At 43.6% G+C, this 23,024-nt stretch carries 24 protein-coding genes; 20 read left to right on the top strand and 4 right to left on the bottom strand.

The window, feature by feature from the left end; genetic code table 11:
• The first annotated feature begins 35 nt into the window (after positions 1-35).
• From ubiG to PTT44_RS07165, 14 genes are all read left to right on the top strand, one after another.
• Positions 36-752 (top strand): bifunctional 2-polyprenyl-6-hydroxyphenol methylase/3-demethylubiquinol 3-O-methyltransferase UbiG, encoded by a 717-nt coding sequence (gene ubiG / locus PTT44_RS07230; protein ID WP_168159571.1) that lies wholly within the window; start codon positions 36-38, stop codon positions 750-752.
• Positions 749-1,444, top strand: coding sequence for an HAD family hydrolase (locus tag PTT44_RS07225; protein WP_168159572.1), 696 nt, complete (start codon positions 749-751; stop codon positions 1,442-1,444). Before ubiG ends, PTT44_RS07225 begins: the two co-directional genes overlap by 4 nt.
• A gap of 36 nt (positions 1,445-1,480) precedes the next feature.
• Positions 1,481-2,227 (top strand): YciK family oxidoreductase, encoded by a 747-nt coding sequence (locus PTT44_RS07220; protein ID WP_005401600.1) that lies wholly within the window; start codon positions 1,481-1,483, stop codon positions 2,225-2,227.
• Positions 2,228-2,380: 153 nt separating this feature from the next.
• Positions 2,381-2,800, top strand: coding sequence for a hypothetical protein (locus PTT44_RS07215; protein WP_168159589.1), 420 nt, complete (start codon positions 2,381-2,383; stop codon positions 2,798-2,800).
• A gap of 150 nt (positions 2,801-2,950) precedes the next feature.
• The gene (locus PTT44_RS07210; RefSeq protein ID WP_168159573.1) at positions 2,951-3,106 is read left to right on the top strand and encodes a hypothetical protein; all 156 of its coding nucleotides are present in this window, start codon (positions 2,951-2,953) and stop codon (positions 3,104-3,106) included.
• Between the two features lie 246 nt (positions 3,107-3,352).
• Complete coding sequence (locus tag PTT44_RS07205; RefSeq protein WP_004983820.1) at positions 3,353-3,736, top strand: RcnB family protein; 384 nt, start codon at positions 3,353-3,355, stop codon at positions 3,734-3,736.
• A 301-nt stretch (positions 3,737-4,037) separates the two neighbouring features.
• A complete protein-coding gene (locus PTT44_RS07200) occupies positions 4,038-4,394 on the top strand; it encodes an RcnB family protein (protein WP_159126938.1) in 357 nt (118 codons plus the stop codon).
• Positions 4,395-4,518: 124 nt separating this feature from the next.
• On the top strand, positions 4,519-5,871 hold the full coding sequence (gene argA / locus PTT44_RS07195) for an amino-acid N-acetyltransferase (protein WP_168159574.1): 1,353 nt from the start codon (positions 4,519-4,521) through the stop codon (positions 5,869-5,871).
• 331 nt (positions 5,872-6,202) lie between these two features.
• The gene (locus PTT44_RS07190; protein WP_126039024.1) at positions 6,203-7,168 is read left to right on the top strand and encodes a sulfonate ABC transporter substrate-binding protein; all 966 of its coding nucleotides are present in this window, start codon (positions 6,203-6,205) and stop codon (positions 7,166-7,168) included.
• Positions 7,169-7,178: 10 nt separating this feature from the next.
• Positions 7,179-8,174 carry an aliphatic sulfonate ABC transporter substrate-binding protein gene (locus tag PTT44_RS07185; protein WP_168159575.1) on the top strand — a complete coding sequence of 332 codons (996 nt, stop codon included), beginning with the start codon at positions 7,179-7,181 and terminating at the stop codon, positions 8,172-8,174.
• Positions 8,175-8,200: 26 nt separating this feature from the next.
• The gene (gene ssuD, locus PTT44_RS07180) at positions 8,201-9,376 is read left to right on the top strand and encodes an FMNH2-dependent alkanesulfonate monooxygenase (protein WP_168159576.1); all 1,176 of its coding nucleotides are present in this window, start codon (positions 8,201-8,203) and stop codon (positions 9,374-9,376) included.
• On the top strand, positions 9,376-10,191 hold the full coding sequence (gene ssuC, locus PTT44_RS07175; RefSeq protein ID WP_168159577.1) for an aliphatic sulfonate ABC transporter permease SsuC: 816 nt from the start codon (positions 9,376-9,378) through the stop codon (positions 10,189-10,191). Before ssuD ends, ssuC begins: the two co-directional genes overlap by 1 nt.
• A gap of 10 nt (positions 10,192-10,201) precedes the next feature.
• On the top strand, positions 10,202-11,002 hold the full coding sequence (locus PTT44_RS07170; protein ID WP_168159578.1) for an ABC transporter ATP-binding protein: 801 nt from the start codon (positions 10,202-10,204) through the stop codon (positions 11,000-11,002).
• Positions 11,003-11,360: 358 nt separating this feature from the next.
• Entirely contained in the window at positions 11,361-11,999 is a 639-nt protein-coding gene (locus PTT44_RS07165; protein ID WP_004684172.1) for a TetR/AcrR family transcriptional regulator, read from the top strand.
• Positions 12,000-12,059: 60 nt separating this feature from the next.
• On the opposite strand, the gene PTT44_RS07160 is transcribed toward PTT44_RS07165, so the two are convergent.
• Complete coding sequence (locus PTT44_RS07160) at positions 12,060-12,620, bottom strand: 5'-methylthioadenosine/S-adenosylhomocysteine nucleosidase (protein WP_168159579.1); 561 nt, start codon at positions 12,618-12,620, stop codon at positions 12,060-12,062.
• A 132-nt stretch (positions 12,621-12,752) separates the two neighbouring features.
• Positions 12,753-13,889: a TDT family transporter gene (locus PTT44_RS07155; protein WP_168159580.1), complete on the bottom strand. Its 1,137-nt coding sequence runs from the start codon at positions 13,887-13,889 to the stop codon at positions 12,753-12,755.
• Between the two features lie 206 nt (positions 13,890-14,095).
• On the opposite strand from PTT44_RS07155, the gene ribF reads away from it, so the two are divergent.
• The 5 genes from ribF (at position 14,096) to PTT44_RS07130 (ending at position 19,709) form a co-directional block, all read left to right on the top strand.
• Positions 14,096-15,097, top strand: coding sequence for a bifunctional riboflavin kinase/FAD synthetase (gene ribF / locus PTT44_RS07150; protein WP_273795587.1), 1,002 nt, complete (start codon positions 14,096-14,098; stop codon positions 15,095-15,097).
• A gap of 64 nt (positions 15,098-15,161) precedes the next feature.
• Positions 15,162-18,005 carry an isoleucine--tRNA ligase gene (gene ileS / locus PTT44_RS07145; protein WP_168159582.1) on the top strand — a complete coding sequence of 948 codons (2,844 nt, stop codon included), beginning with the start codon at positions 15,162-15,164 and terminating at the stop codon, positions 18,003-18,005.
• Complete coding sequence (lspA, locus tag PTT44_RS07140) at positions 17,998-18,537, top strand: signal peptidase II (RefSeq protein WP_005401585.1); 540 nt, start codon at positions 17,998-18,000, stop codon at positions 18,535-18,537. The genes ileS and lspA overlap by 8 nt, the downstream gene beginning before the upstream one ends.
• Positions 18,530-19,012, top strand: coding sequence for an FKBP-type peptidyl-prolyl cis-trans isomerase (locus PTT44_RS07135; RefSeq protein WP_004684162.1), 483 nt, complete (start codon positions 18,530-18,532; stop codon positions 19,010-19,012). The genes lspA and PTT44_RS07135 overlap by 8 nt, the downstream gene beginning before the upstream one ends.
• Positions 19,013-19,166: 154 nt before the next feature.
• Positions 19,167-19,709, top strand: a complete 543-nt coding sequence (locus tag PTT44_RS07130; protein WP_087014932.1) for an NADPH-dependent FMN reductase — start codon at positions 19,167-19,169, stop codon at positions 19,707-19,709.
• Positions 19,710-19,936: 227 nt separating this feature from the next.
• Here the strand turns inward: PTT44_RS07130 and PTT44_RS07125 are convergent, their stop codons facing one another.
• Complete coding sequence (locus tag PTT44_RS07125; RefSeq protein ID WP_168159583.1) at positions 19,937-20,332, bottom strand: tautomerase family protein; 396 nt, start codon at positions 20,330-20,332, stop codon at positions 19,937-19,939.
• A 233-nt stretch (positions 20,333-20,565) separates the two neighbouring features.
• Between PTT44_RS07125 and PTT44_RS07120 the strand changes: the two genes are divergently transcribed.
• Positions 20,566-21,600 carry a TauD/TfdA family dioxygenase gene (locus PTT44_RS07120; RefSeq protein ID WP_168159584.1) on the top strand — a complete coding sequence of 345 codons (1,035 nt, stop codon included), beginning with the start codon at positions 20,566-20,568 and terminating at the stop codon, positions 21,598-21,600.
• A gap of 34 nt (positions 21,601-21,634) precedes the next feature.
• On the opposite strand, the gene PTT44_RS07115 is transcribed toward PTT44_RS07120, so the two are convergent.
• Positions 21,635-22,792: a PQQ-dependent sugar dehydrogenase gene (locus PTT44_RS07115; protein WP_168159585.1), complete on the bottom strand. Its 1,158-nt coding sequence runs from the start codon at positions 22,790-22,792 to the stop codon at positions 21,635-21,637.
• Positions 22,793-23,024: the final 232 nt, after the last annotated feature.

Below are 23,024 nucleotides of genomic sequence, written 5' to 3'. Positions count from 1 at the left end.
TTTTAAATATCATGACTTAAATTGAGGTGCCGACGATGTCGCAACTGAATGTTGATCCACAAGAAATTGCCAAATTTGAAGCATTTGCTGCCATATGGTGGGATCAGCACTCGGAGTTCCGCCCTTTACATATGATCAATCCACTGCGCTTAAACTGGATTGATGAACATGCAGGTGGACTCAATGGAAAAAAAGTCCTTGATGTCGGCTGTGGTGGCGGAATTTTAGCTGAAAGTATGGCACGTCGTGGTGCAAATGTGCTCGGCGTTGATATGGGCGAAGCCCCCCTGAATGTGGCACGTTTACATGCAGAACAAGAAAGTGTTGAGCATATCGAATATCGCCAAATACCAGTGGAGCAGCTCGCAGAAGAACAAGCTGGACAATACGATGTAGTGACCTGCATGGAAATGTTGGAACACGTACCCAATCCAGCCTCAATCATTGCAGCCTGCCATAAACTGGTGAAACCAGGTGGTCATGTATTCTTCTCTACCATTAACCGTAATCCCAAAGCCTACCTGTTTGCCATTATTGGCGCTGAATATGTACTGCGCATGTTAGCCAAAGGCACCCACGATTATCAAAAATTCATTAAGCCCTCAGAACTGGCACATGATATTCGCGGCGCAGGGCTCAAACTGAAAGATATGACGGGTTTACATTACAATCCATTGACCAAACGCTATTGGTTAGCGCCGAATGTCGATGTCAATTACATGGTCTATACCGTCAAAGAAGGTGCTGCATGAAAGCCGTCTTATTTGATCTTGACGGCACACTGATCGACACTGCCGCCGACTTTATTCGCATTATTCAAGACATGTGCCGTGAAAAAGGCGTTGCTGTGGTCGACGCAGACCTGATCCGTAGCCAAGTCTCTGAGGGTGCGCGGGCGATGGTGAAATTGGTTTATCCAGAACTTGCCGTCGAAGACCCAATTTTTCTGGCACATCGTCAGCGTTTTTTAGATACCTACGGTGCCGATATTGCAGTAGATACTGACCTGTTTTCGGGCATGTATCCGCTTATTGAAAAACTTGAAAACCAAGAGGTTCCTTGGGGCATTGTCACCAATAAACCACGCTGGCTCAGTGAAGCATTATTAAATGCGTTGGATTTGACAGAACGCTGTGCAGTTTTGGTCTGCCCAGAAGATGTCTCGCAGACCAAGCCTGATCCTGAACCGATGTATTTGGCTGCCAAGCACATCGCGATTGCGCCTCAAGACTGTATCTATGTTGGCGATCATCCACGTGATATCGATGCGGGTCGTAACGCGCAGATGTATACCATTTTGGCAGCTTATGGTTATTTACCATTCGCGCACAAAGATAACTTAACAGCGTGGCAGGCAGATTGTATAGTGAAGACTGTGGCTGAATTGGACGATGTTATTCAATCTCTTGTGAGTCAAACTACACCGTCCAATTCACTGACTTGATCACAATTAAAAAATCAAAATAACGAGGAGGTAATGATGAAATATTCAGAATATCAACCTCGCCCCGATCTGCTCAAAGATCGCATCATCTTAATTACAGGTGCGGGCGATGGTATTGGTCGTGCTGCTGCATTAAGTTATGCCCTACACGGCGCAACTGTAGTGCTGCATGGACGTACCTTAAATAAGCTCGAAGTCATTTATGATGAAATTGAAGGCTTAGGTGCGCCGCAACCTGCAATTTTACCCTTGCAGCTGTCGAGCGCCTCTCCTCGTGATTATGAATTATTGGTCGACACTTTAGAGCGCCAATTTGGGCGCCTAGATGGCATTTTGCATAATGCGGGCATTTTAGGTGAGCGCACCGAACTGGAAAATTATCCTGTCGATGTCTGGGATGATGTCATGGCCGTCAACTTGCGTGCGCCATTCGTTATGACTCAAGAGTTAATGCCACTCCTGAAAAAATCTGAGCATGCCTCCGTGGTTTTTGCCAGCTCAGGTGTCGGACGTGAAACGCGTGAACGTTGGGGCGCATATTCTGTGTCTAAGATCGCCATTGAAGCGGTCAGCCAACTATTTGCTAAAGAAAATACCTCACCGAATATCCGCTTTAACTGTATCAATCCGGGGGCGACCCGCACTGCAATGCGTGCAAAAGCCTATCCCGATGAAGATCCAAAAACATTGCCAACGCCTGAAAATATCATGCCTGCCTATCTGTACTTGATGGGTGATGACAGTTTGCATATGAATGGTCAAAGTATTGATGCACAAGACTAAAATCATTCACTCAAAAGGAAGCTTCGGCTTCCTTTTTTTATGTATCAAACTGAAGCTGAGTCATCTGTAACATGATTTCAAGGTTCAGAAAAGGTTGTCTTTTTTCAATTTTTGCGGATACTGATGCCCAACTCCATTTTTGAAACATATGCCATGACGGACTTGAGCAACATCACTATACAACCCACTGAAGATGGTATGGTTAGCCTGTTGATTGACCAACAGCCGATTTCAGAAAAATATGGAATGAAGTTTGAAGCCAGTATTGTGGAGGAACTTCAAGTGCTAGAAAATGGCGCCACACTGAAACTTTTCGACCAGTTTGTTTTTGCCCATACCGACTTGAACTTTGAACATAGCTATCACTACGTCACGGTCATTGCTAAGAATGATGAACAATACAAAGCCAAGAAAAGCTTTGTGTATCGCATCAAAATTGAAGGTCAGCCCGACATTGAGCATGCCATCAGCAAAAATGGTGAGCCGATGACTGCAGCCGATGTACGTGAATTTATTCAAGCGCATGTGCAGAAGTCATTGAGTGATTATACCGACCTCAACTACGCCTATTAAGCCGAATCAGCCAAGTTGAAAACTCAGCTTGGCTAGCTCGATATTTTAAATCGTATTTTTAAATTACTTTAATAAAAATATTCGGTTTTTCAGCTTAAAATTTCTTATTTACCATTCTGATTGATCAAGAATTGAAAATAAGGATGCAGCATGGCTGATTTGCAACGTAAACATGACACCATTCGTGATATCCATCATTTACAACTACCCGAAAGCCTGATTGGTGCTTTAGAGGATGTCAGCCAGGCTGAATCAGTGGTTCATTTAATCCGTTCATTACAACATCTGACGCAGCAGTGGAATTAAATAATGCACTATGCGTTCTTTGACAAAGGGAGATCTGAACCCTCAAAATGAGTCAAAAATCAGAAGAAACAAACTGTTTGCTTTGGACTTTGGCGCAATTGATGATTTAATTCAGGCTTAGAATTGGGCATAATCTTCTTAATATCTCTGCATTTGTTAATAAATACCCAATTCATCTTCACAGTTTCTCTGCATTTTTTTCGTACATTATAGGAAAGAATGAAATTACCTTAATGAGGATTCAACATGAAAAAGATTTTGACAGTATTGGCAATCTCTTTCAGTGCTTTGATGGCAAGCAGTCTCAGTACTGCTGCCCCTCAGTTTGACCACGATCATCCACGCTATGGCAATGAGCCTCGCGGACGTGACTTTCGCGATTCAGATGATGACGATCAGCAAGATCGTCGGCGTATGCGCGAAGAGCGCGGTGTCAAACGTTTACAACAGCATAAATGGCAACAAGGTTATGTCATGCCACAGCATTACCGTGGTAACGGCTATAAAGTCGAATATAAAGACCATAATCTTCCAAAGCCAAACCGAAACCAGCAGTGGTACAAAATCAACAATGACTACATCTTAGTCGACGCAGACAGCAACAATATTCTGCGGATTATGGGGCTTTAATCTACGCTTCATTTTGTACAACGCAGCGACCATTATTATTGAGACCTGAATCAACACCCTTTCACCCGCTTTAGTACGACTGCATACTCCTCTTAAGAGACCACAGTCAGGCACAGCATGGAAGGCGTTGTTTCAGGTTTTTTTATGTGCCAAAGCTTTTGTTTGCAAGCATTGCAGAAAAACAACAATCTCCTCAGTCTCTTCATACATTTCACAATTCACCTAAATAGCCCTCACGCTTTCTCTAGAGTTATTCGCTAATTTTGAATGATCGAGACAAGACTAATACTGGACGAAAGCAATGAAAAAAATTCTGACTGCAATCACACTCTCTTTAGGCGCGCTCATGGCCACATCTGCAATGGCAGCACCACAGTACTATGACCGCTCGCATGATCATGACTCCGGTTGGGATCATCGCGATGACCGCCGTTGGGACAATGACAACCGCTACCAAAACAAACGTGTTAACCCAAGCCGAGACTGGCGCTCAGGTCAAACTTTGCCACGCGGCTATGACTCATCGCGTTATCATGTCAGTGACCGCGAAGCACGTCGCCTACCCAACACTGGGCGCTACCAACAGTGGTATAAGGTCAATGGTGACTATGTTTTAGTCAATGAACGTAATAACCGTATCCTGCGTATTATCGGTTAATTCTGGCTAGTGTCGCAAAACCGATAGAACACCTGAACGTTGCTTCAGGTGTTTTTCTATTTAAGACTTCCTCTTCTGCATTTTTTGATTAAAATCATGCTAAGCAGTTCATTTTGAGATAGGCATGCAAACGAATTCCATCGAAACACATCACAGTACAACTTTGCAGTATGTGCATTGGTTTCGACATTCTGCGCCTTATATCAATGCTCACCGTAATAAAACCTTTGTGATTATGTTCGATGGTGAAGCCGTTCAGCATGATAACTTTCAACATATTATTCACGACATTGCCCTGCTGCATTCACTCGGGATTCGCCTGATCTTGGTGCATGGAGCACGACCGCAAATCAACCACAACTTAAAACAAAGCCAACTACAAACGCCGTTTCATCAGTATCGTCGCGTCACCACCCGAGAATCTCTGGGCTGTGTAATGAATGCGGTGGGCTCGATTCGTTTGCAAATTGAAGCCTTACTCTCCATGGGACTAGCCAACTCGCCGATGTATGGTGCACGCATTGATGTGGTTTCAGGGAATTTTGTCACAGCAAAGCCTTATGGCATTCGCGATGGGGTCGATTTTCAGTTAACCGGCGAAGTCCGTACGATCGACACCGATGCCATTCAACGCCATTTGGATAATCACAATATTGTGCTGCTCGGGCCAACTGGCTATTCCACCACAGGCGAAGTATTCAACCTGCTGGCTGAAGAAGTGGCGACCCGCACAGCGATTCATCTTAAAGCGGACAAATTGATTTTCTTGGGCAAACAACATGGTCTGCTCAATGAACATGGTCAGTTACAACGCGAAATTTCGCCACACAAGCTCGATGCACAAATTGAAAAATACCAAGATTCGAATCCAGACATTGCGGTACATTTACGCGGCGCCAAAAAGGCCTCGACGCATGGCGTCCATCGTGTCCATCTGATTTCCTATGCTTATGATGGTGCCTTGGTTGAGGAGCTCTTCACGCGTGATGGTTCGGGCACCATGATTACCGATGCCCATTATGAAGAAGTCCGTATGGCCAACATTCAAGATGTCGGCGGACTGATTAACCTATTACGCCCACTTGAAGAAGAAGGCATTTTGGTTTATCGCTCACGTGAACGTCTCGAAAACGAAATTGGCCAATTTGCGGTGATTGAACGTGATGGCATGATCTTGGCCTGCGCCGCACTCTACCCACTGCCAGCAGCAGAGGGTGAAATCCGCAGCGCTGAAATTGCCTGTGTCGCAGTCGACCCGAGCTATCGCAAATCAAATCGCGGCAGCCAAATTTTGCATTATCTCGAAGGTAAAGCCCGCAGTATGGGCATTCAACAGTTGTTTGTACTGACCACACGTACTGCACATTGGTTCTTAGAACATGGCTTTGAAACGGCCAATGTGGATGAACTTCCCAATGCACGCCAAGCCTTATACAACTATCAGCGCAACTCGCTCGTCTTTAAAAAGCCACTTTAAGTGGCTTTTGCAGGATTATGGATATCTTTATTTCTCATATCTTTATCTAGAAAACACCGCAAAAATCGCTCAAATCTATATTGCGTGAAACACTAAGCTTATTCCAAAAATAAAAATACCTTTTAAACAATAAATATCAATAAGTTAACCTCAATAAATTTTATATTCTATGTTTCTTGTATTGCTGTTTTTTACATAAGTTTTGCACTTTTGTTTTTATCTTTTTTTTTCATGTCTAAAGCCCGATTTCTTATTTTTTCTGAAAAGAAATGCCCATTAGCGTATGTGTTCACCAACTCACTCACCTTATTTATTTGGAGTTATGAAACACATGAGCACTTCTCGAGCACAGTTCTGGATCAAAACAAGCGTTCTTTCTGCAGCAGTCGTGGGTGCCATGATGTTATCTGGATGTGGGAAAAAAGAAGCTGAGACCGTCACACTCAATATTGGCTTTCAAAAATATGGCATTTTGCCCATCGTCAAAGAGCGTGGCGCTTTAGAAACGGCGCTTAAAGCACAAAATGTCCAAGTCAAATGGGTCGAGTTTCCTGCAGGTCCACAGCTCCTCGAAGGCTTAAATGTCGGCAGTGTGGTCTTTGGTGAAGCGGGTGAAGCGCCTCCGATTTTCGCACAAGCTGCAAATTCGAACTTGGTTTACATTGCCAACCAACCTGCTGCACCTAAAGCAGAAGCACTGATCGTACAAAAAGACTCAAAGATTCAAAGCATCCAAGATTTAAAAGGCAAACGGATTGCACTCAACAAAGGTTCAAATGTGCATTACCTGCTACTCAAAGTGTTAGAAGCGAATAACCTGAAACTTTCTGATATTGAAGCGGTGTATCTTCCACCATCGGATGCACGTGCCGCATTTGAACGTGGTGCAGTCGATGCATGGGTCATTTGGGATCCCTTCTTTGCTGCCGCTGAACACCAAATCTCAGCACGTGTGATTGCTACCGGAGAAAACTTAGTCAGTAATCATCAGTTCTATTTGGCCGATCGTAAGTTTGCCGAAGCACATCCAGAAGTTTTAAAAACGGTTGTCAATGAACTCAACACCACCACACAGTGGGTCGAACAGAATCAACAACAAGCAGCCCAATTGTTAGAAAAACCGACAGGCTTGTCTTTAGACATTTTACAAACTTCGATTGGTCGTATGGGCTTTGGCGTTCAGCCCATTTCAGCCGAAGTCGCAAAAAAACAGCAGTACGTTGCAGATGCTTTCTATCAACAAAAACTCATTCCGAACCAGCTGAATATTGACGCTGCCATTATTAAACAAAAATAACGAGATCATTATGAAAACACTTAAAACAGTTTCCAGTATTGGCATTGTCACCTTAAGTCTTGGGCTCGGGGCATGCCAAAAGCAAGACACAGCAGCAACAAATACTTCTGAAAAGCAGGCAGCAGCTCCAGTTAAAACCCTATCGATTGGCTACCAAAAGTCGTCTTTGAACCTGTTGGTTGCACGTGAGCAAAAATTATTTGAGCAACAATTTCCTCAAGCCAAAATTGAATGGAAAGAGTTCCCCGCTGGCCCACAAATGCTAGAAGCCTTGGCCGTCGGTGCAGTTGATTTTGGCTCTGTGGGCAATACCCCACCGATCTTTGCCCAAGCTGCTGACAAAGAGCTCAGTTATGTCGGTTATGAACAAGTTCCAGCCAATGCTCAAGCGCTGTTGATTGCTAAAAATAGTTCCATTGATTCAATTCAAGACCTAAAAGGCAAGCGGATTGCGGTACAACGCGGCTCAAGCGCGCATGAGTTACTGGCGAAAGTTCTACAAAAAGCAGGACTCAGCTGGCAGGACATTCAACCAATTTGGCTGCCCCCTGCGGATGCACGTGCCGCGTTTGATAAACAGTCCATCGATGCATGGGCCATTTGGGAACCCTACCTCAGTGCAGCAGAGCAAGATGCACAGGCCAAAGTCTTGATTGATGGCACAGCTTTTCCACAAACCTATTCTTTTTATATTGGTAACCCCAAGTTCATTCAGACCTACCCTGAAGCCACCGCTCAGTTCATTCATGGGCTGAATCAGGCCGATCAATGGGTACTAAAAAACCAAGCACAAGCACTTTTGGTCTATACCCAAAGTACGGGTTTACAGCCTTCTATTGCTCAACGGGTCATCGACAAACGTCTGAAGCCTTCACCAATTCAAACCCTGACGCCTGAAGTGATACAAGCACAACAACAAATTGCGGACTTGTTCCAACAAGTCCAGCTCATTCCGAAACACATTCAAGTTCAAAGTACCGTTTGGGTTGCACCGAGCAAACCTTAAACGACTCTATCTAAGGATTTTTTAAAATGAAAATTTTCTGGTTTATCCCAACTCACGGTGACAGTCGCTACTTAGGTACCAGCAAAGGTGCTCGTCAAGTGGACCATGCCTATATGAAACAGATTGCGGTTGCCGTGGATAATTTGGGTTATGAAGGCGTACTGATTCCAACAGGTCGTTCATGTGAAGACCCATGGTTAACCGCAGCCAGCCTGATTGATGCCACAAAAAAATTAAAATTCTTGGTTGCACTACGTCCAGGCGTGACCACTCCGGCATTGGCTGCACGGATGGCAGCCACCTTTGACCGTCTCTCCAATGGTCGGGTTTTATTGAACTTGGTGACAGGTGGTGATGAAAAAGAACTGCAAGGCGATGGCGTTTATGAAGACCACTCCACTCGCTATAAAACTGCCAATGAATACGTCAAAATTTGGCGTGAGATTTTAACCCGCTCCCATACAGGTGAAAGCTTTACCTTTCACGGCGAACGTCTAAAGGTAGATGATGCCAAACTGCTATATCCGCCTGTGCAGCAACCCTACCCTCCACTTTGGTTTGGCGGCTCATCGGATGATGCCATCGAATTAGCCACTGATCAGGTCGACACGTATCTGACATGGGGCGAACCCCCTGCTGCAGTTAAAGACAAAATTGACACTGTCCGTGCCAAAGCTGAAGCTAAAGGTCGTACGCTCAACTATGGCATACGTCTGCATGTGATTGTGCGTGAAACGAATGAGCAAGCATGGCAAGCGGCTGAAGAGCTCATTCAATATGTCGATGATGCCACCATTGCTACAGCACAGGCCAAATTTAAGAGCATGGACTCGGTCGGTCAACGTCGCATGGCTGAACTACACAATGGTGACCGCAGCAAACTTGAAGTATCCCCAAACCTTTGGGCAGGCGTAGGTCTGGTTCGTGGGGGAGCAGGTACGGCATTGGTCGGTGACCCTGAAACGGTTGCAGCCCGTATTCAAGAATATGCCGACTTGGGCATCAACACCTTTATTTTCTCAGGCTATCCACATCTTGAAGAGTCGATTCGTTTTGCCGAGTTGGTGTTTCCACTCCTACCGCTTGAAACTCAAGCAAAGTTAGCACAGCCAAATTTAACAGGCCCCTTTGGTGAGATTGTGGCAAACAACTACACACCCGATGAAAACAAAAAAACCAAAGTGATTCAGGAGCCTGCCTAATGTCCAAAATCGTTTCAGTGCAAACCCTCCAGCAGGAAAAGGTTTCACGTGGAACTCAGTTGGGGCAGCTATTGCTGCCTTGGCTCTTTCCTATCGGCTTGATTGTGCTTTGGCAAATTGCCTCCAGCACAGGACTTTTAGAAAGTCGGATTTTACCTGCACCAACGGCAGTAGTTACTGCTTTTTGGCACCTGCTACTGAGTGGGGAGCTATGGAAGCATGTGCAAGTTAGTGCAGGCCGTGCCTTACTCGGCCTATTGGTGGGTGGGGGTTTAGGTCTATTTCTGGGTTTGTTAAATGGTTCATCAAAAACGGCGTCAACCCTGCTCGACACCACCCTACAGATGATCCGAAATATTCCTGCACTGGCACTTATTCCGTTGGTGATCTTATGGTTCGGGATTGATGAAACCGCCAAGCTGTTTTTGGTTGCGGTCGGGGTCTTTTTTCCCATTTACATCAACACCTATCACGGCATACGTTCGGTAGATCCACAACTGATTGAAATGGGGAAAAGCTATGGTTTGACCCGTTGGCAATTGTATAAAGAAATTATTTTACCGGGTGCGATGCCCTCTATTTTAGTCGGACTACGCTTTTCACTGGGTTTGGTTTGGGTTCTGCTGATCGTTGCCGAAACCATTTCAGCCCAAGCCGGCATCGGTTATATGACCATGAATGCACGTGAATTTTTACAGACTGACATCGTTTTGGTGGGGATTTTACTGTATGCCCTACTTGGAAAATTGGCTGATATACTGGCCGTCACATTAGAAAAATACCTGCTGCGCTGGCATGCAGGATACCAAAAATAAGGAGTCTGAGATGACTGATTTAAGCCTTGGTCGCCATGCCGCTATTCCGTCGCCGCCAAATCACAATCAAGACATCAATCCTCAAGCGGTGCTTGGGGCCGAAATTATTATCGAACAACTGCATAAGTTTTATGGTTCAGTTAAAGTCCTTGAAGACTTAGATCTACATATTCAGCCAGGTGAGTTTTTAGCCATTGTCGGACGCAGCGGTTGTGGTAAAAGTACCCTGCTGCGCCTGATTGCCAACCTAGAACAACAAAGCTACGGCGAAATTAAATTTAAGTCCGCGCGACACCTCCGCGAAGGGATTACCGCAGACGATATACGGGTCATGTTCCAAGATCCACGACTGCTACCTTGGCGTTCAATTGAACAAAACGTACAACTGGGGCTGCCGAAACAACAACATGCCACAGCCTCGGGTTTGCTTGAAAAAGTCGGACTCAAAGAAAAAGCGGGGCTTTGGCCTTCGCAGCTCTCTGGGGGACAGCGTCAACGGACCGCTTTGGCACGCGCTTTATCGCATAAACCGCGGATTTTATTGCTCGATGAACCTTTGGGTGCACTCGATGCCTTAACCCGCTTAGACATGCAGAATTTGATTGAAAAATTATGGACGGAACAAGGCTTTACTGCCATTTTAGTCACCCATGATGTCAGTGAGGCCGTTCAACTGGCTGATCGGATTATTTTGCTAGACCGTGGCCATATTGCCAAAGAGTTTCAAGTCGATCTACCCCGCCCTCGCGTCAAAGATATGCCGTTCAATACCCTTGAACAGCAGGTGTTAAATGCAGTTTTAGCCACATAAGTAGACTAAAAAATCCTTAGCTTGGGGTGCTAAGGATTTTTTATGCTGAATTTCAGTAAAAAAACACAAGACCATCATATGAATTGAGCATACTTTATTTTAAATAATGTAATAAATTTCACGTTATTTTTATCAAAACATGCCACTTCACATTGAATCATTTCATATAGTTTAGACAAAATAGTTTTTATATAATTATATTTTATTGGACAACTTTTAGAATTTATCGCAATTTAAGAGCCAATCTACAGAATAAATGATCATTATTCAAAAAATTAAATTTCCACTTTGTGCACAAATCTGATGATTTGCCGTACAATTTGTCCTTCCCCCTTTTTATTGTTTTTTAAATTAGAGAATGGAACAGAAAAAGAGTACTCAAAAACGCCACCAGCTGCTGAATGCTGCATTAGATGTCTTCTCGCTCTATGGATTTAATGGAGCAAGCTTAGATGAAATCGCACAGATTGCTGAAATGCACAAATCGAATATTTTCTATTACTATGAAAATAAAGAAGCTTTGTACGTTGAAGTTTTAACGACGGTTTTACAAAAATGGTTAGCCCCACTACAGATGTTAGAAGCTGACTTAGAGCCGGAAGAAGCGATCACCAACTACTTATTGCAAAAAATTGAGGTTTCTCGGACTCAACCGAAAGCGTCTCGCTTGTTTGCTTTAGAAGTGATCCAAGGAGCTCCGCATATTTTGGAAATCCTTAAAGGGCCTTTAAAGAAGTTGGTCAAACGTAAAGCCAAAGTCATTAGCAATTGGCAAGAGCAAGGTAAAATTTCAACTGAAATAGACCCTGAGCTGTTAATCCTCAACATTTGGGCATTAACACAAAACTATGCTGATTTTGCCACGCAAATGGAAATGGTAACAGGTAAAACCCTACGTAACCGCAGTATGCAACAACGAGTCATTCAACATACCGTGCATATGATGCTGTATGGCGTGATCCCGCGAACACCGTCTGAATTATTCAAAGCTGAGTAATTTTGGCATACGACCATAGCACTCTATGGTCGCCGAATTGAAAAAGACAGAATCAAAGCCTCAGATACTTTCAAATAATGCTAATAATTTCTGAGCTCCCAATAACAAATTATCTTCCCAGTCCAAATGCGCGGTGTCGTTGGCACCATCTGAAATATATTTGACCGAAATCAGACGGACACCCTGTTTTTTACAGACCTTTGCCAGCGCATATCCTTCCATATCAACCAAATGACACGGTACTTTGGGTTCACCCGTTTCAAAGCTATCCCCTGTTCCACAGATGCCAGTGCGGAGGTGTTGGAAAAAAGGTTCTAAATGAATTTCCGCAGGATGCATGGTGTCAAATGGGGTAAAACCGACAGCGAAACCGAGTGGAGAGACATCCATGTCGCGTTGTACGAATTGAGAGACTTCGACCAATTCGTGCTTATCAAAATACGTACTGCCTGCTGAACCTAAATTAATCAGAGTTTTACAGCCTGTTTTTTGAATCACTTCAAATGCTTTATAGGCCGCGTTGACTTTGCCAATACCGCTGTAGTGAACTTCAATCCCTGCTTGCTCAAACAATCCTTTAGACTCATTTGGTAAAGCCATGATTAGTGCAACATCTGACATAAAATACTCAATTAACAGACTTCATGCGTGCCATTAGAAAACAAATCGATCCGAAAGAAAAGCGCCTCTGGTCTCTGCTCAAACAACATATATAAGATCAAATGGCGCTTTAAACTGAAAGGATTATAGACCTCATTTATACTGCTGTTCTAAATAGGTTTTTAAGCACGGCGAAAAGAACAAATGACCTTGATAAAAACCGTGTGCCGTTTTGGTTGCGACCAAACTCCATAACAACATCAGTATCGCTGCAAAAGCATAGCCAACGGCATACAGGAAGGCCAAATTGAGTTGTTGGGCTAGAGTTAAGATTGCCAGTGTATATACGCCCAATGGGAAAGTCAGTCCCCACCAACCCAAATTAAACGGTAATTCCTGTTTGGCATGGTGCAAAGTCGTCAGCACCGCAATTCCCAACCACCACAGTCCAAAACCCAGCAGAATTAAACTGGCCAAAATCCCCGCCTGCTGAAATAACTGACCCAGTTGTGCTAAGCCCAAACTCGCCATCAGCGTCGGTGCCTGATGCCCCAAAACCAGTAATGCCAAAGCAGCAGTGCCTATTGGTCCCAAAGCCAACCAACTGCTGACCGCCAACTCTTTTTCAGGCAGTTTATGTAAGACCAATCGCAACATTAAAATCGTTAAAATAGCAAAGGCGGGTAATACTGAAACACCCCACAACACATAACTACCCAATAAAATCGCAACGGCATGAGTATCAGCTGCCAAATGCCCCAGTAATAAACCACCACTGCTGGCTGCAACTTCACAGGCCACGATTGGCAATAACCACACCGCGGTCATCTGCTGTAAAGCATGCTCCTGATGTCGATACATGGCAAAAGGAACTGCCCACGCCACCAAGAGCGCCAAGACCACATCGGCATACCAGAGCGTTTGCGCAATCTGTACAGCTGTGTCGCCATAAATAGGCTGACCATACTTTAAAAAGCCATTGAGGATGGTGGCCAGCGCCATCGGAATCGTACCTAAAAATAGGCTCATGCTTGGATGTTGAAAAATCTGTTTGGCTTCGTGCGGATAAAATGCCCAACGTAAGCCATATAGCACACTAAAAAGTACGAACAATAAAATATTGAAATACCACAGCCCTGTGCCGAGTTGCCATGTGAGTGCCTTTAACATCGGAAACTCTGATACAATTAACGCCACAACACCTGTTCCCATACTGACAGTGAACCAGTTGGGGGTGAACTGACGAATGATATTGTGGTGCTGTCCAAGTTGTGTAAATGGTTTTTGCATGAGTTCGGCCTCATTTAAAATCTACATTTATACTAATCAAATTTATAAATAAGAAAAATTGATTAATTTATATTAAATAAATCAATAAAATTGATATAAATATACTTTGCACTAAATTTTGCGTTGTCAAAAAACAACCACAAGACGAATGCCCAAGAATATGGCAATATATAAGCCGTTCTTAATTCCAAGCACTTGATTTGCCCATGAAGCTGCTCCGTCTAAATGCTTTGCCTTCAAATACCCAATTAGAAAAAACCGCTGTCACCATCGGTAATTTTGACGGGGTGCATTTGGGTCATCAAGCCATGATTCATCAGCTCAAAGCCGTTGCAAAACAACAAAATCTAAAAACAGTGGTGATGATTTTTGAACCTCAACCACTTGAATTCTTTAAAGGTTATGATGCTCCATCGCGTATTTCATCATTGCGTGAGAAAGTCGAATATTTAACTGAGCTGGGTGTGGACTATATTGCGGTCGCGAAATTTGACAACAGCTTCCGCAGTTTAAGTGCAGAACAATTTGCCGATATTTTAAAAGAAAAACTCAATGCCCAAAGTTTGGTTTTAGGCGATGACTTTCACTTTGGTAAAAACCGCCAAGGCAACAGCGAATTTCTCGAAAACTATGGTTTTCAAGTCCACAATCTAGAAACCATCCTCTCAGAAGGTGAACGCGTCAGTTCAACTCGGATTCGCCAAACACTGGCCGCAGGGGACTTGGCGCTGGCTGCTCAGTTATTAGGGCGCCCTTATAGCATTACGGGTCGCGTACAATATGGCGACCAAATTGGCCGAACCCTTAATTTTCCAACCATTAATGTACGTTTAAACCGACATAAACCCTGTTTAAACGGCATTTATGGCGTAGATGTGATGTGTGAAACCACGTCTTTACGCGACAAAGTGAAAGCAGACCACCCTGATCGATTAGGGGTTGCAGGATATGACCATTCAGCGCTTTTTGGTGCGGGTCATGTCGGAACACGTCCAGCCATTCAACAAGCACAGCCAGAATGGCGATTAGAAGTACATTTCCCTGATGTTTCTGCTAATCTGTATGGCTTGTTAATGCGGGTCACTTTCTTAAACTATTTACATGGTGAAAAGAACTACCCTTCGCTGGAAGCACTAAAAGCGGGAATTGATGATGATGTGGTGAAACTGCTTGAGTTCCGCCAAAACACCCCCACATTTCCCTTTTAAATACCAATCAATTTTATGTAAAACGCGTCAGCCGAGCCGCTGATTAAATTGGAAGACATCTTGCATGAGCGATAAGCAAACTACTGAAAATGCAGTGGATTATAAAGCCACACTCAACCTCCCAGGTACCGAATTTGCCATGAAAGCAAACCTTGCGGTGCGTGAAGCAAAATGGTTAGAAGAGTGGTATGCCGACAACATTTATCAGCAGATTCGTGCGTCGCGTATTGGCAAGAAAAAATATGTTCTGCATGACGGTCCTCCTTATGCAAATGGCCAAATTCACTTGGGTCATGCGGTCAATAAAGTTTTAAAAGATATCATTATTAAAAGTCGTATTCTCGACGGCTTCGATGCCCCTTATGTACCGGGTTGGGACTGTCACGGCCTTCCGATTGAACTGAAAGTAGAAGAGAAAGTCGGTAAAGTGGGCGTGAAGGTGGATGCTTCTACTTTCCGTAAAGCCTGCCGTGAATATGCTTACACCCAAGTTGAACTGCAAAAGAAAGACTTTGTACGTATGGGCGTGTTTGGTGACTGGGACAATCCTTACCTGACCATGAACTTCAAGCAGGAAGCGGACATTGTGCGCTCTGTTGGCGCGATTGCAAAAGCAGGCCATATCGAACCAGGTCTTAAACCTGTGAATTGGTGTTTAGACTGTGGTTCAGCTTTGGCTGAAGCCGAAGTGGAATATGAAGATAAAAAATCTGACGCGATTGACGTTGGCTTTACGGTTGTCGACTTAAAAGACTTAAGCGCACGTTTAAATATCAACGTAGACGCTGCAACAGATATCGTAATTTGGACCACCACGCCTTGGACTTTGCCTGCAAACCAAGCGGTTGCCGTCCATGCTGAAATTGACTATCAACTTGTTCAAGTTAGCACCGACCGTGGCGTGCAAAACTTTATTTTAGCTAAAGACTTGGTTGAATCGGCAGTTGAGCGTTATAAGCTTGAAAACCCTGTGGTTCTCGCTGATTTTAACGGCTCAGTAATCGAAAACCTATTATTACAACACCCGTTACTGACCGATCGCCAAGTGCCTGTGATTTTAGGTGAACATGTCATTGCAACCAGCGGTACAGGGGCGGTACATACGGCACCGGGCCATGGTGTGGACGACTATAAAGTTGGCTTACAGTACAACTTAAAAGTTGAAAACCCAGTGGGCGGTAATGGTGTGTATTTACCAACTTCACCAATTTTTGCAGGCGAGCACATCTACAAAGCCAATCCAAAAATCATTGAAGCTTTGGGTGCTGTCGGTCGCTTATGGGCACATCAACCAATCAAACACAGCTACCCACACTGCTGGCGCCATAAAACACCGATTATCTTCCGTGCGACCCCACAGTGGTTTATCAGCATGGATGCACAAGGTCTGCGTCAAAACGCTTTAAATGCGATTGAAAACGAGATCGGCTTTGTACCGGATTGGGGTAAAAATCGTATTCAAGCCATGATCGAAGGTCGTCCAGACTGGTGTATTTCGCGTCAACGTACGTGGGGTGTGCCAATCCCATTCTTCGTGCATAAAGACACTAACGAACTCCATCCGCGCACAGCCGAGTTGATCGAAGAAGTCGCGAAATTGATCGAGCAAGAAGGGATTGATGCTTGGTATAACCGTGAAGCGAAAGACTTTATTGGTGATGAAGCGGAACAGTACAACTGTGTGCGTGACACTTTAGACGTGTGGTTCGACTCAGGCACAACTCACTATGCCGTACTGCGTGAACGTGAAGAACTCACCGATCCTGCTGATTTATACCTTGAAGGTTCAGACCAACACCGTGGTTGGTTCCAGTCTTCATTGCTCACCTCAATTGCCATCAATGAACGTGCGCCGTACAAAGGCTTACTGACCCATGGCTTCGTGGTGGATGAAAAAGGCCGTAAGATGTCAAAATCTTTGGGCAACATCATCACCCCACAAGACATTATTAAAGATATGGGTGCAGACGGCTTACGTTTCTGGATTGCATCGGCCGATTACCGTTATGAAATGACTGCTGGTAAAGAAATCTTTAACCGTGCATCAGATGGCTACCGCCGTATTCGTAATACCTTGCGTTTCTTATTGGCAAACTTAAATGGTTTCAAACCATCGACGGATGCACTGCCTGTAGATCAATTGATCGCACTTGATCAATACATCTTGCAACGTGCAGCGGACGTGCAGAAAACCATTCAACAAGCCTATGAAGATATGAACTTCCATATCGTGGCAAATGCACTAACCAACTTCTGTATCAATGACTTGGGTGGTTTCTACCTCGACATCATCAAAGACCGTCAGTACACCACCAAAGCCGATTCACAAGCGCGCCATTCGGCTCAAACTGCACTGTATCATTTGGTTCAAGCCTTTGTACGTTGGATGTCACCAATTTTGAGCTTTACTGCTCAAGAAGTATGGCCACTCATTCCAGAGCAAACTGAGAAATATGTGTTCACTGCGGAATGGTATGACATTCCTGTGGCTTCAAAAGCAAACTTGTTGTCTGAAGCCGATTGGCAAACGCTGATTGCGGTGAAGTCTGCGGTGAACAAGTTCATCGAAACTGCACGTACCGCGAAAATCGTGGGTTCAAATCTCTCTGCCAAAGTTGAACTGTGGGCAGATGCAGAACTCAAAGACGTACTGGATCGTTTAGATGATGAACTTCGCTTTGTTATGATCACTTCACAAGTCTTGGTCAATGCATTCGATGCAACTCAAGGTGAAGCCTCTGATCTGGTAGGTCTGAATGTGCAAGTCTCGGCGGCTGATGGTGAAAAATGTGTACGCTGCTGGCATGTGCTGCCAGATGTGAATACACATGTTACACATCCAGGTCTATGTGGTCGTTGTATTATCAACCTTCCTACAGGCCAAGGCGAAGAGAGAAAGTATGCCTAACCCTCAACAGAAAAAGGGCTTATTCCAATTCTATCCGCACAATTTGGTGTGGGTAGGTTTGGCTATTCTAGCCATTGTCTTAGATCAATGGACCAAATGGATTGCCAGTACCCATCTGAATTATGCAGATCCAGTACCAGTCCTGCCCTTTTTAAATTGGACTTTATTGCATAACTATGGCGCAGCCTTTAGTTTCTTATCCGATGCGGGCGGCTGGCAACGTTATTTCTTTACCTCTCTTGCAGGTATTGTGTCTGTCATTTTCCTGTTTTGGCTAATGCGTATGCCTAAAACCGTGAAAGTGCTGCCCATCGCGATTGCCCTTATTTTAGGTGGTGCTATAGGGAATTTAATTGACCGTGTAACATTAGGCTACGTGGTTGATTTTATTCATGTGTACTATCAAAACAGCCACTTCCCTGCGTTTAATATTGCAGATAGTGCGATTACACTAGGAACGATCCTTTTGTTGATCGATACCTTTTTTCTCGAAAAAAACCGTATCCAACGTGCCGAAGTAAACCATGACTGATTTTATTAATCCCAATGAAGAAACTCGCGTAAGCGAAGGTTCAAAAGTAGAGTTACATTTTTCTGTTTGCATTGAAAATGGCGTAGAAATTGATAACACACGTAGCCGTGAAGAGCCTGTAAGCCTGGTGATGGGTGATGGCAGCTTACTGCCTGGTTTTGAAAAAGCACTGTTTGGTTTACGTGCTGGCGACCGTCGTACAGTGAGCCTACCACCAGAAGATGCTTTTGGCCCGTGGAATCCTGAAAACGTACAACAGTTTGATACGGTCAAATTTGAACAGCGCCCTATTGAAGGGCACATGATCGAGTTTGAAGACAAAGCCAAACAAAGTCTTTATGGTGTGGTTAAAACTGTAGGTGATGACATCACCGAAGTCGACTTTAACCATCCACTGGCAGGTAAAGATATTACCTTTGAAGTTGAAATCTTCAAAGTGACGCCTGCAGGCCAACAAGGCATTAAAATTATGTAAAACACAGATCGACTGTCTGTGTGTCAGCTAAAGCTCCTTCGGGGGCTTTTTTAATGCCTTAAACATTTGTCGATCAGATACATATTCAATCTATGCAAAGCCTAATTTTCATACTACCGTAGCGTAATCACATTTATTTTCCCAAGGATTTTTCATGAAAATTCAGGTCATTATAGGCAGTGTGCGCGAAGGTCGGACAGCCATTAAAGTTGCACGATGGGTACAAAAAGGCTTTGAACAACTTGGGCTCAATACGGTCCAACTTGAATTGGTCGACTTAAAAGAGTGGGATTTACCGATTTTTTCAGGTGCAAATCCCCCAATGACAGGGATTTATGATCAACCCAAACAACAAGCATGGGCCGACCACATTGCCCAAGGCGATGCCTTTATTTTCATTAGCCCCGAATACAATCATGGTTATAGCCCTGCACTTAAAAATGCCTTGGATTACTTAGGCAAAGAATGGCAAGGCAAACCTGCAGCCTATATCAGTTATGGTGGGACCAATGGCTCACGCTCCATCGATCAAATTCGCCAAGTCGGTACTCAACTCGGTCTGGTCGATACCAATGCGGTGATTGAAATTCGAGATATTTTTTCACGCAATAAAACCGAAGATTTTGAACCAAATCCTTTTGATGAGAAGAATCTAAAAGCAGCAATTGATAAACTCATTAAATATGTCAGTGCATAAGCATGAGATTCTTCTGTACGCTATTGCTTACAGTAACTTAAGTATTTGTCGGCTTTTCAATAAACAGCATCGACGCTATAGTTAAATCATACAGAGACAGGATGTCTCAGATGAAAAACAAAAATAACAACATACACAGCAGGATGCTGATCGGTAGGACAGGAGTTATACCGCTTGAAAGAATTTAAAAAGCCCTCGACAGGATGTCGGGGGCTTTTTAATTATCTTCAAATTTTAACATCAAACCCCAAGTCAACATCAGAGGCTGCCTTACCACCACGTATTCCCCAATTTTCTAGCTGAGACTCTCGAATTAAGATAGAGACATGGTCTTTTGGGATACCTAACTGTGCTAAATGATGTATCAATTGCTGATAAAGTTTTCGCTTGGTTTCTATCGACCTTCCTACGAAGCAATCAATTTCAATCCAAGTAAAAGAAGCTGGTTGTGTTAAATGAAGAGGACAAGCAAAGTGGTCTGGTTCATGTACGACTAAACGAATATTACGATCATATTGAGGAAGTGCAAAAACCGTAGATAAAGTGCTATGAACCGCCTCCATTATGGCTTGCTCTTCATCGACACTATATTTTTTTCGAACATGAATTTGTGTACTAGGCATTCCCCACTCCATTATTATTTTCAATGCTTTGAACGGTTTATATAATCATACTTTTATGATGCATAAACCATCATCCTCTTCACCGTTTGTCGGCATGTTCTTCTGCACAACCAAATATTACATCTGCTGTTCGAACTACACTTTATACTCTCGCCGACTGAACATCTGCTGCTTCAACCAAAATGCTTCAGTCCATACAATAAATTAAAAAAACAACAATAGAGACCATTCACATGCAACTAAACACCATACTTTTAAATGATTATTGCAAAATTTATGTCGCTGACCCCGAATATACAGATGTAGATGCTCTAGCCGCCTATGTTAGAGTCCATCGCACAGAACTTATGCAAGCGTTGCATCAGTACGGCATCTTATTATTTCGTGGCTTTAAATTACAACGTCACTATGAATTTCATGAGTTGATCGAACATCATTTTCAGCTTGAACCTTGGCATACATTTACGCCTAAAAAATCAGGTTGGTTTGCCTCTTTCATTCGTAAATATAGCGAGAATCGTACAGGTGATGATAGACCTTACCTCAACTGCAATACGGTACAATTAGGCTCTGTTGAAAACTCAATTCAAGGTCCACATGTCGAAGGTGGCCTACATTCGACCCGCTCACGTTATATTGCCTTGTTTTGCCAAGAACCTACGAACCATGTGTTCGAAACAGGGTTTAATAACCTCGAAAAAATTTGGGCCCATTTTCCAGTCAGCGTACAACAAAAATACTTAGGCGCATGGAATCATGTTTCTTATATTTCAACACGTAAACTCAATCTATTTGATCGCTTGCTATTAAACAAAAGGCCCTTTCGTTTCAACAAACAACCAAATAAAAAAACCAAACTTACCTTAAAACGCTCACCTTTCGTTGTCATACACCCGAACACTCAAAAGCCGATGATCCAGCCATGGGCTTTTGCAAACAATACCAATTCTTTTGCCCATCAAGCTGCACAAAAAAGCTTTAAGAAGCGAGGGAAGCTTCAACCAGACCCCATGGCTAATTGTATGCAACTGTCATGGGAACTTTTCACTCATGGAGGTGAAAAAATTGAATGGACCGATCAGGAAAAACAACACTTCTTTGAAACCTTATATCACGATGCACTCTTGCTCCAGTGGCAAAAAGGGGATGTAGCCTTGATCGATAATATTAAAATTGCCCATTGGCGGATGAATGGTAAACAAGGACAACGAAAACTGATGCAGATCCAAGCCAATGTCTTTAATGCCGATCGACATGCTGCGCTTTAAGACTGTCTTTCTTAGCAACACTCTGTTTGGGTGATTAATGTGAAAGCAGCTGAATTAAATCAGCTTGCTTCCCATCCTCAATCACCCAAATACTGCCATCTTTCGCTTGTTGTAAACCACGGATACGTTCTTTCATATCTATCCGTTGGATTTCTTTTACTGGCTGTGCTGTGCTGTCTACAATAATTAACGCTTCAGATGAAAGCCCACCAATGATGGCTTTATCCTGCCACTTTGGAAACATCTGTCCCGTATAAAAAATCAAACTCGATGGAGAAATTACAGGGGTCCAATCTAATTTTGGCGCTTCAAACTCAGGCCGCGTGGCGTGGTCAGGGATATTCAAACCACTATAATGATCACCATTCGAAACGATTGGATAACCATAGTTTGTAGCCTTTTGAATTAAATTGAGTTCATCCCCACCTTTAGGTCCCATCTCAACCACCCACAGTTGTTTTTTGGCATCCAAAGCCATTCCTAAAGGATTACGATGCCCCAAACTCCATATTTGTTTTGCGATATCCCCCTGCGCCTGAAATGGATTATCTAAGGCAACCGAACCATCATCATTCAAACGAATCATTTTTCCAAGGTTCGATTTTAAATCTTGTGCAGGATCAAACTTTTGCCGTTCTCCCGAACTAATCCATAATTTCCCTGCGCTATCAAATAATATCCGATGTGCATAATGTCCCTGCCCGCGCACCTTGGGTACTTGTTTCCATATCGTTTGAAGATTATCTAATTGTGGCTGTGCCTGATCTAAATTCAAATTAGCACGAATCACGACCGCACCATAACCACCTTGCCCTGCTTCTGCATAGCTAAGATAAATTTGATGGTTTTGTGCAAACTCAGGATGTAAAACAATATCACCTAATCCGCCCTGACCACCATAAGCCACTTTAGGTATATTCCTAATGAGAGTCTTTGTCTGATCTATAGGATTAAATAAAATCAACTGCCCAGATCTTTCTGTAATTAATAACCGCCCATCAGGCAATACCGCTAATGCCCATGGCTCATTAAATTCAGCAATACGCTTGAGGTGCATAGATGTACCTAAAGAAGCAGAACTAGCCTGTTGTTCCTGTGCTGCTGACTCCGCTGGTCTTTGTGCATGACATGCCATTAATCCAAAAAATGCACTCACTGTCATCAACAAACAAAAAGCTTTTTTTCTCAGCATTGCCTTCCCCATTAAATGCACGATCACCATTCATTGTAGAGATATTATAAGTACAAGGTTATCCGCTTTGGTAACAAGATGAATCTATGTAAGTCAAAGCTTACAAATACTGAGGAAAGTGACCACTAGCCTTAAAACAGCTTACAACGTATATTAAATACATCAGGAGACAGGACGTTTCCCAAACTTAAAACAACAATAATCAGTTTGAGCATCAGGATGTGAGATATGA

Source organism: Acinetobacter sp. Gutcm_16 (assembly GCF_028649355.1).
GTDB lineage: Bacteria > Pseudomonadota > Gammaproteobacteria > Pseudomonadales > Moraxellaceae > Acinetobacter > Acinetobacter johnsonii.
The sequence above is the reverse complement of the archived record's forward strand: the minus strand, read 5'-3'. Positions and strand labels throughout refer to the sequence as shown.

Bases quoted from the DNA above. Each gene is read 5' to 3' on its own strand.
- PTT44_RS07225 (WP_168159572.1), top strand. From the start codon at position 749: ATGAAAGCCGTCTTATTTGATCTTGACGGCACACTGATCGACACTGCC.
- PTT44_RS07200 (WP_159126938.1), top strand. From the start codon at position 4,038: ATGAAAAAAATTCTGACTGCAATCACACTCTCTTTAGGCGCGCTCATG.
- PTT44_RS07170 (WP_168159578.1), top strand. From the start codon at position 10,202: ATGACTGATTTAAGCCTTGGTCGCCATGCCGCTATTCCGTCGCCGCCA.
- PTT44_RS07160 (WP_168159579.1), bottom strand. From the start codon at position 12,620: ATGTCAGATGTTGCACTAATCATGGCTTTACCAAATGAGTCTAAAGGA.
- PTT44_RS07190 (WP_126039024.1), top strand. From the start codon at position 6,203: ATGAGCACTTCTCGAGCACAGTTCTGGATCAAAACAAGCGTTCTTTCT.
- ileS (WP_168159582.1), top strand. From the start codon at position 15,162: ATGAGCGATAAGCAAACTACTGAAAATGCAGTGGATTATAAAGCCACA.
- PTT44_RS07215 (WP_168159589.1), top strand. From the start codon at position 2,381: ATGACGGACTTGAGCAACATCACTATACAACCCACTGAAGATGGTATG.
- PTT44_RS07125 (WP_168159583.1), bottom strand. From the start codon at position 20,332: ATGCCTAGTACACAAATTCATGTTCGAAAAAAATATAGTGTCGATGAA.
- ssuD (WP_168159576.1), top strand. From the start codon at position 8,201: ATGAAAATTTTCTGGTTTATCCCAACTCACGGTGACAGTCGCTACTTA.
- PTT44_RS07155 (WP_168159580.1), bottom strand. From the start codon at position 13,889: ATGCAAAAACCATTTACACAACTTGGACAGCACCACAATATCATTCGT.
- lspA (WP_005401585.1), top strand. From the start codon at position 17,998: ATGCCTAACCCTCAACAGAAAAAGGGCTTATTCCAATTCTATCCGCAC.
- argA (WP_168159574.1), top strand. From the start codon at position 4,519: ATGCAAACGAATTCCATCGAAACACATCACAGTACAACTTTGCAGTAT.
- ubiG (WP_168159571.1), top strand. From the start codon at position 36: ATGTCGCAACTGAATGTTGATCCACAAGAAATTGCCAAATTTGAAGCA.
- PTT44_RS07185 (WP_168159575.1), top strand. From the start codon at position 7,179: ATGAAAACACTTAAAACAGTTTCCAGTATTGGCATTGTCACCTTAAGT.
- ribF (WP_273795587.1), top strand. From the start codon at position 14,096: ATGAAGCTGCTCCGTCTAAATGCTTTGCCTTCAAATACCCAATTAGAA.
- ssuC (WP_168159577.1), top strand. From the start codon at position 9,376: ATGTCCAAAATCGTTTCAGTGCAAACCCTCCAGCAGGAAAAGGTTTCA.
- PTT44_RS07205 (WP_004983820.1), top strand. From the start codon at position 3,353: ATGAAAAAGATTTTGACAGTATTGGCAATCTCTTTCAGTGCTTTGATG.
- PTT44_RS07135 (WP_004684162.1), top strand. From the start codon at position 18,530: ATGACTGATTTTATTAATCCCAATGAAGAAACTCGCGTAAGCGAAGGT.
- PTT44_RS07210 (WP_168159573.1), top strand. From the start codon at position 2,951: ATGGCTGATTTGCAACGTAAACATGACACCATTCGTGATATCCATCAT.
- PTT44_RS07220 (WP_005401600.1), top strand. From the start codon at position 1,481: ATGAAATATTCAGAATATCAACCTCGCCCCGATCTGCTCAAAGATCGC.
- PTT44_RS07120 (WP_168159584.1), top strand. From the start codon at position 20,566: ATGCAACTAAACACCATACTTTTAAATGATTATTGCAAAATTTATGTC.
- PTT44_RS07165 (WP_004684172.1), top strand. From the start codon at position 11,361: ATGGAACAGAAAAAGAGTACTCAAAAACGCCACCAGCTGCTGAATGCT.
- PTT44_RS07130 (WP_087014932.1), top strand. From the start codon at position 19,167: ATGAAAATTCAGGTCATTATAGGCAGTGTGCGCGAAGGTCGGACAGCC.
- PTT44_RS07115 (WP_168159585.1), bottom strand. From the start codon at position 22,792: ATGCTGAGAAAAAAAGCTTTTTGTTTGTTGATGACAGTGAGTGCATTT.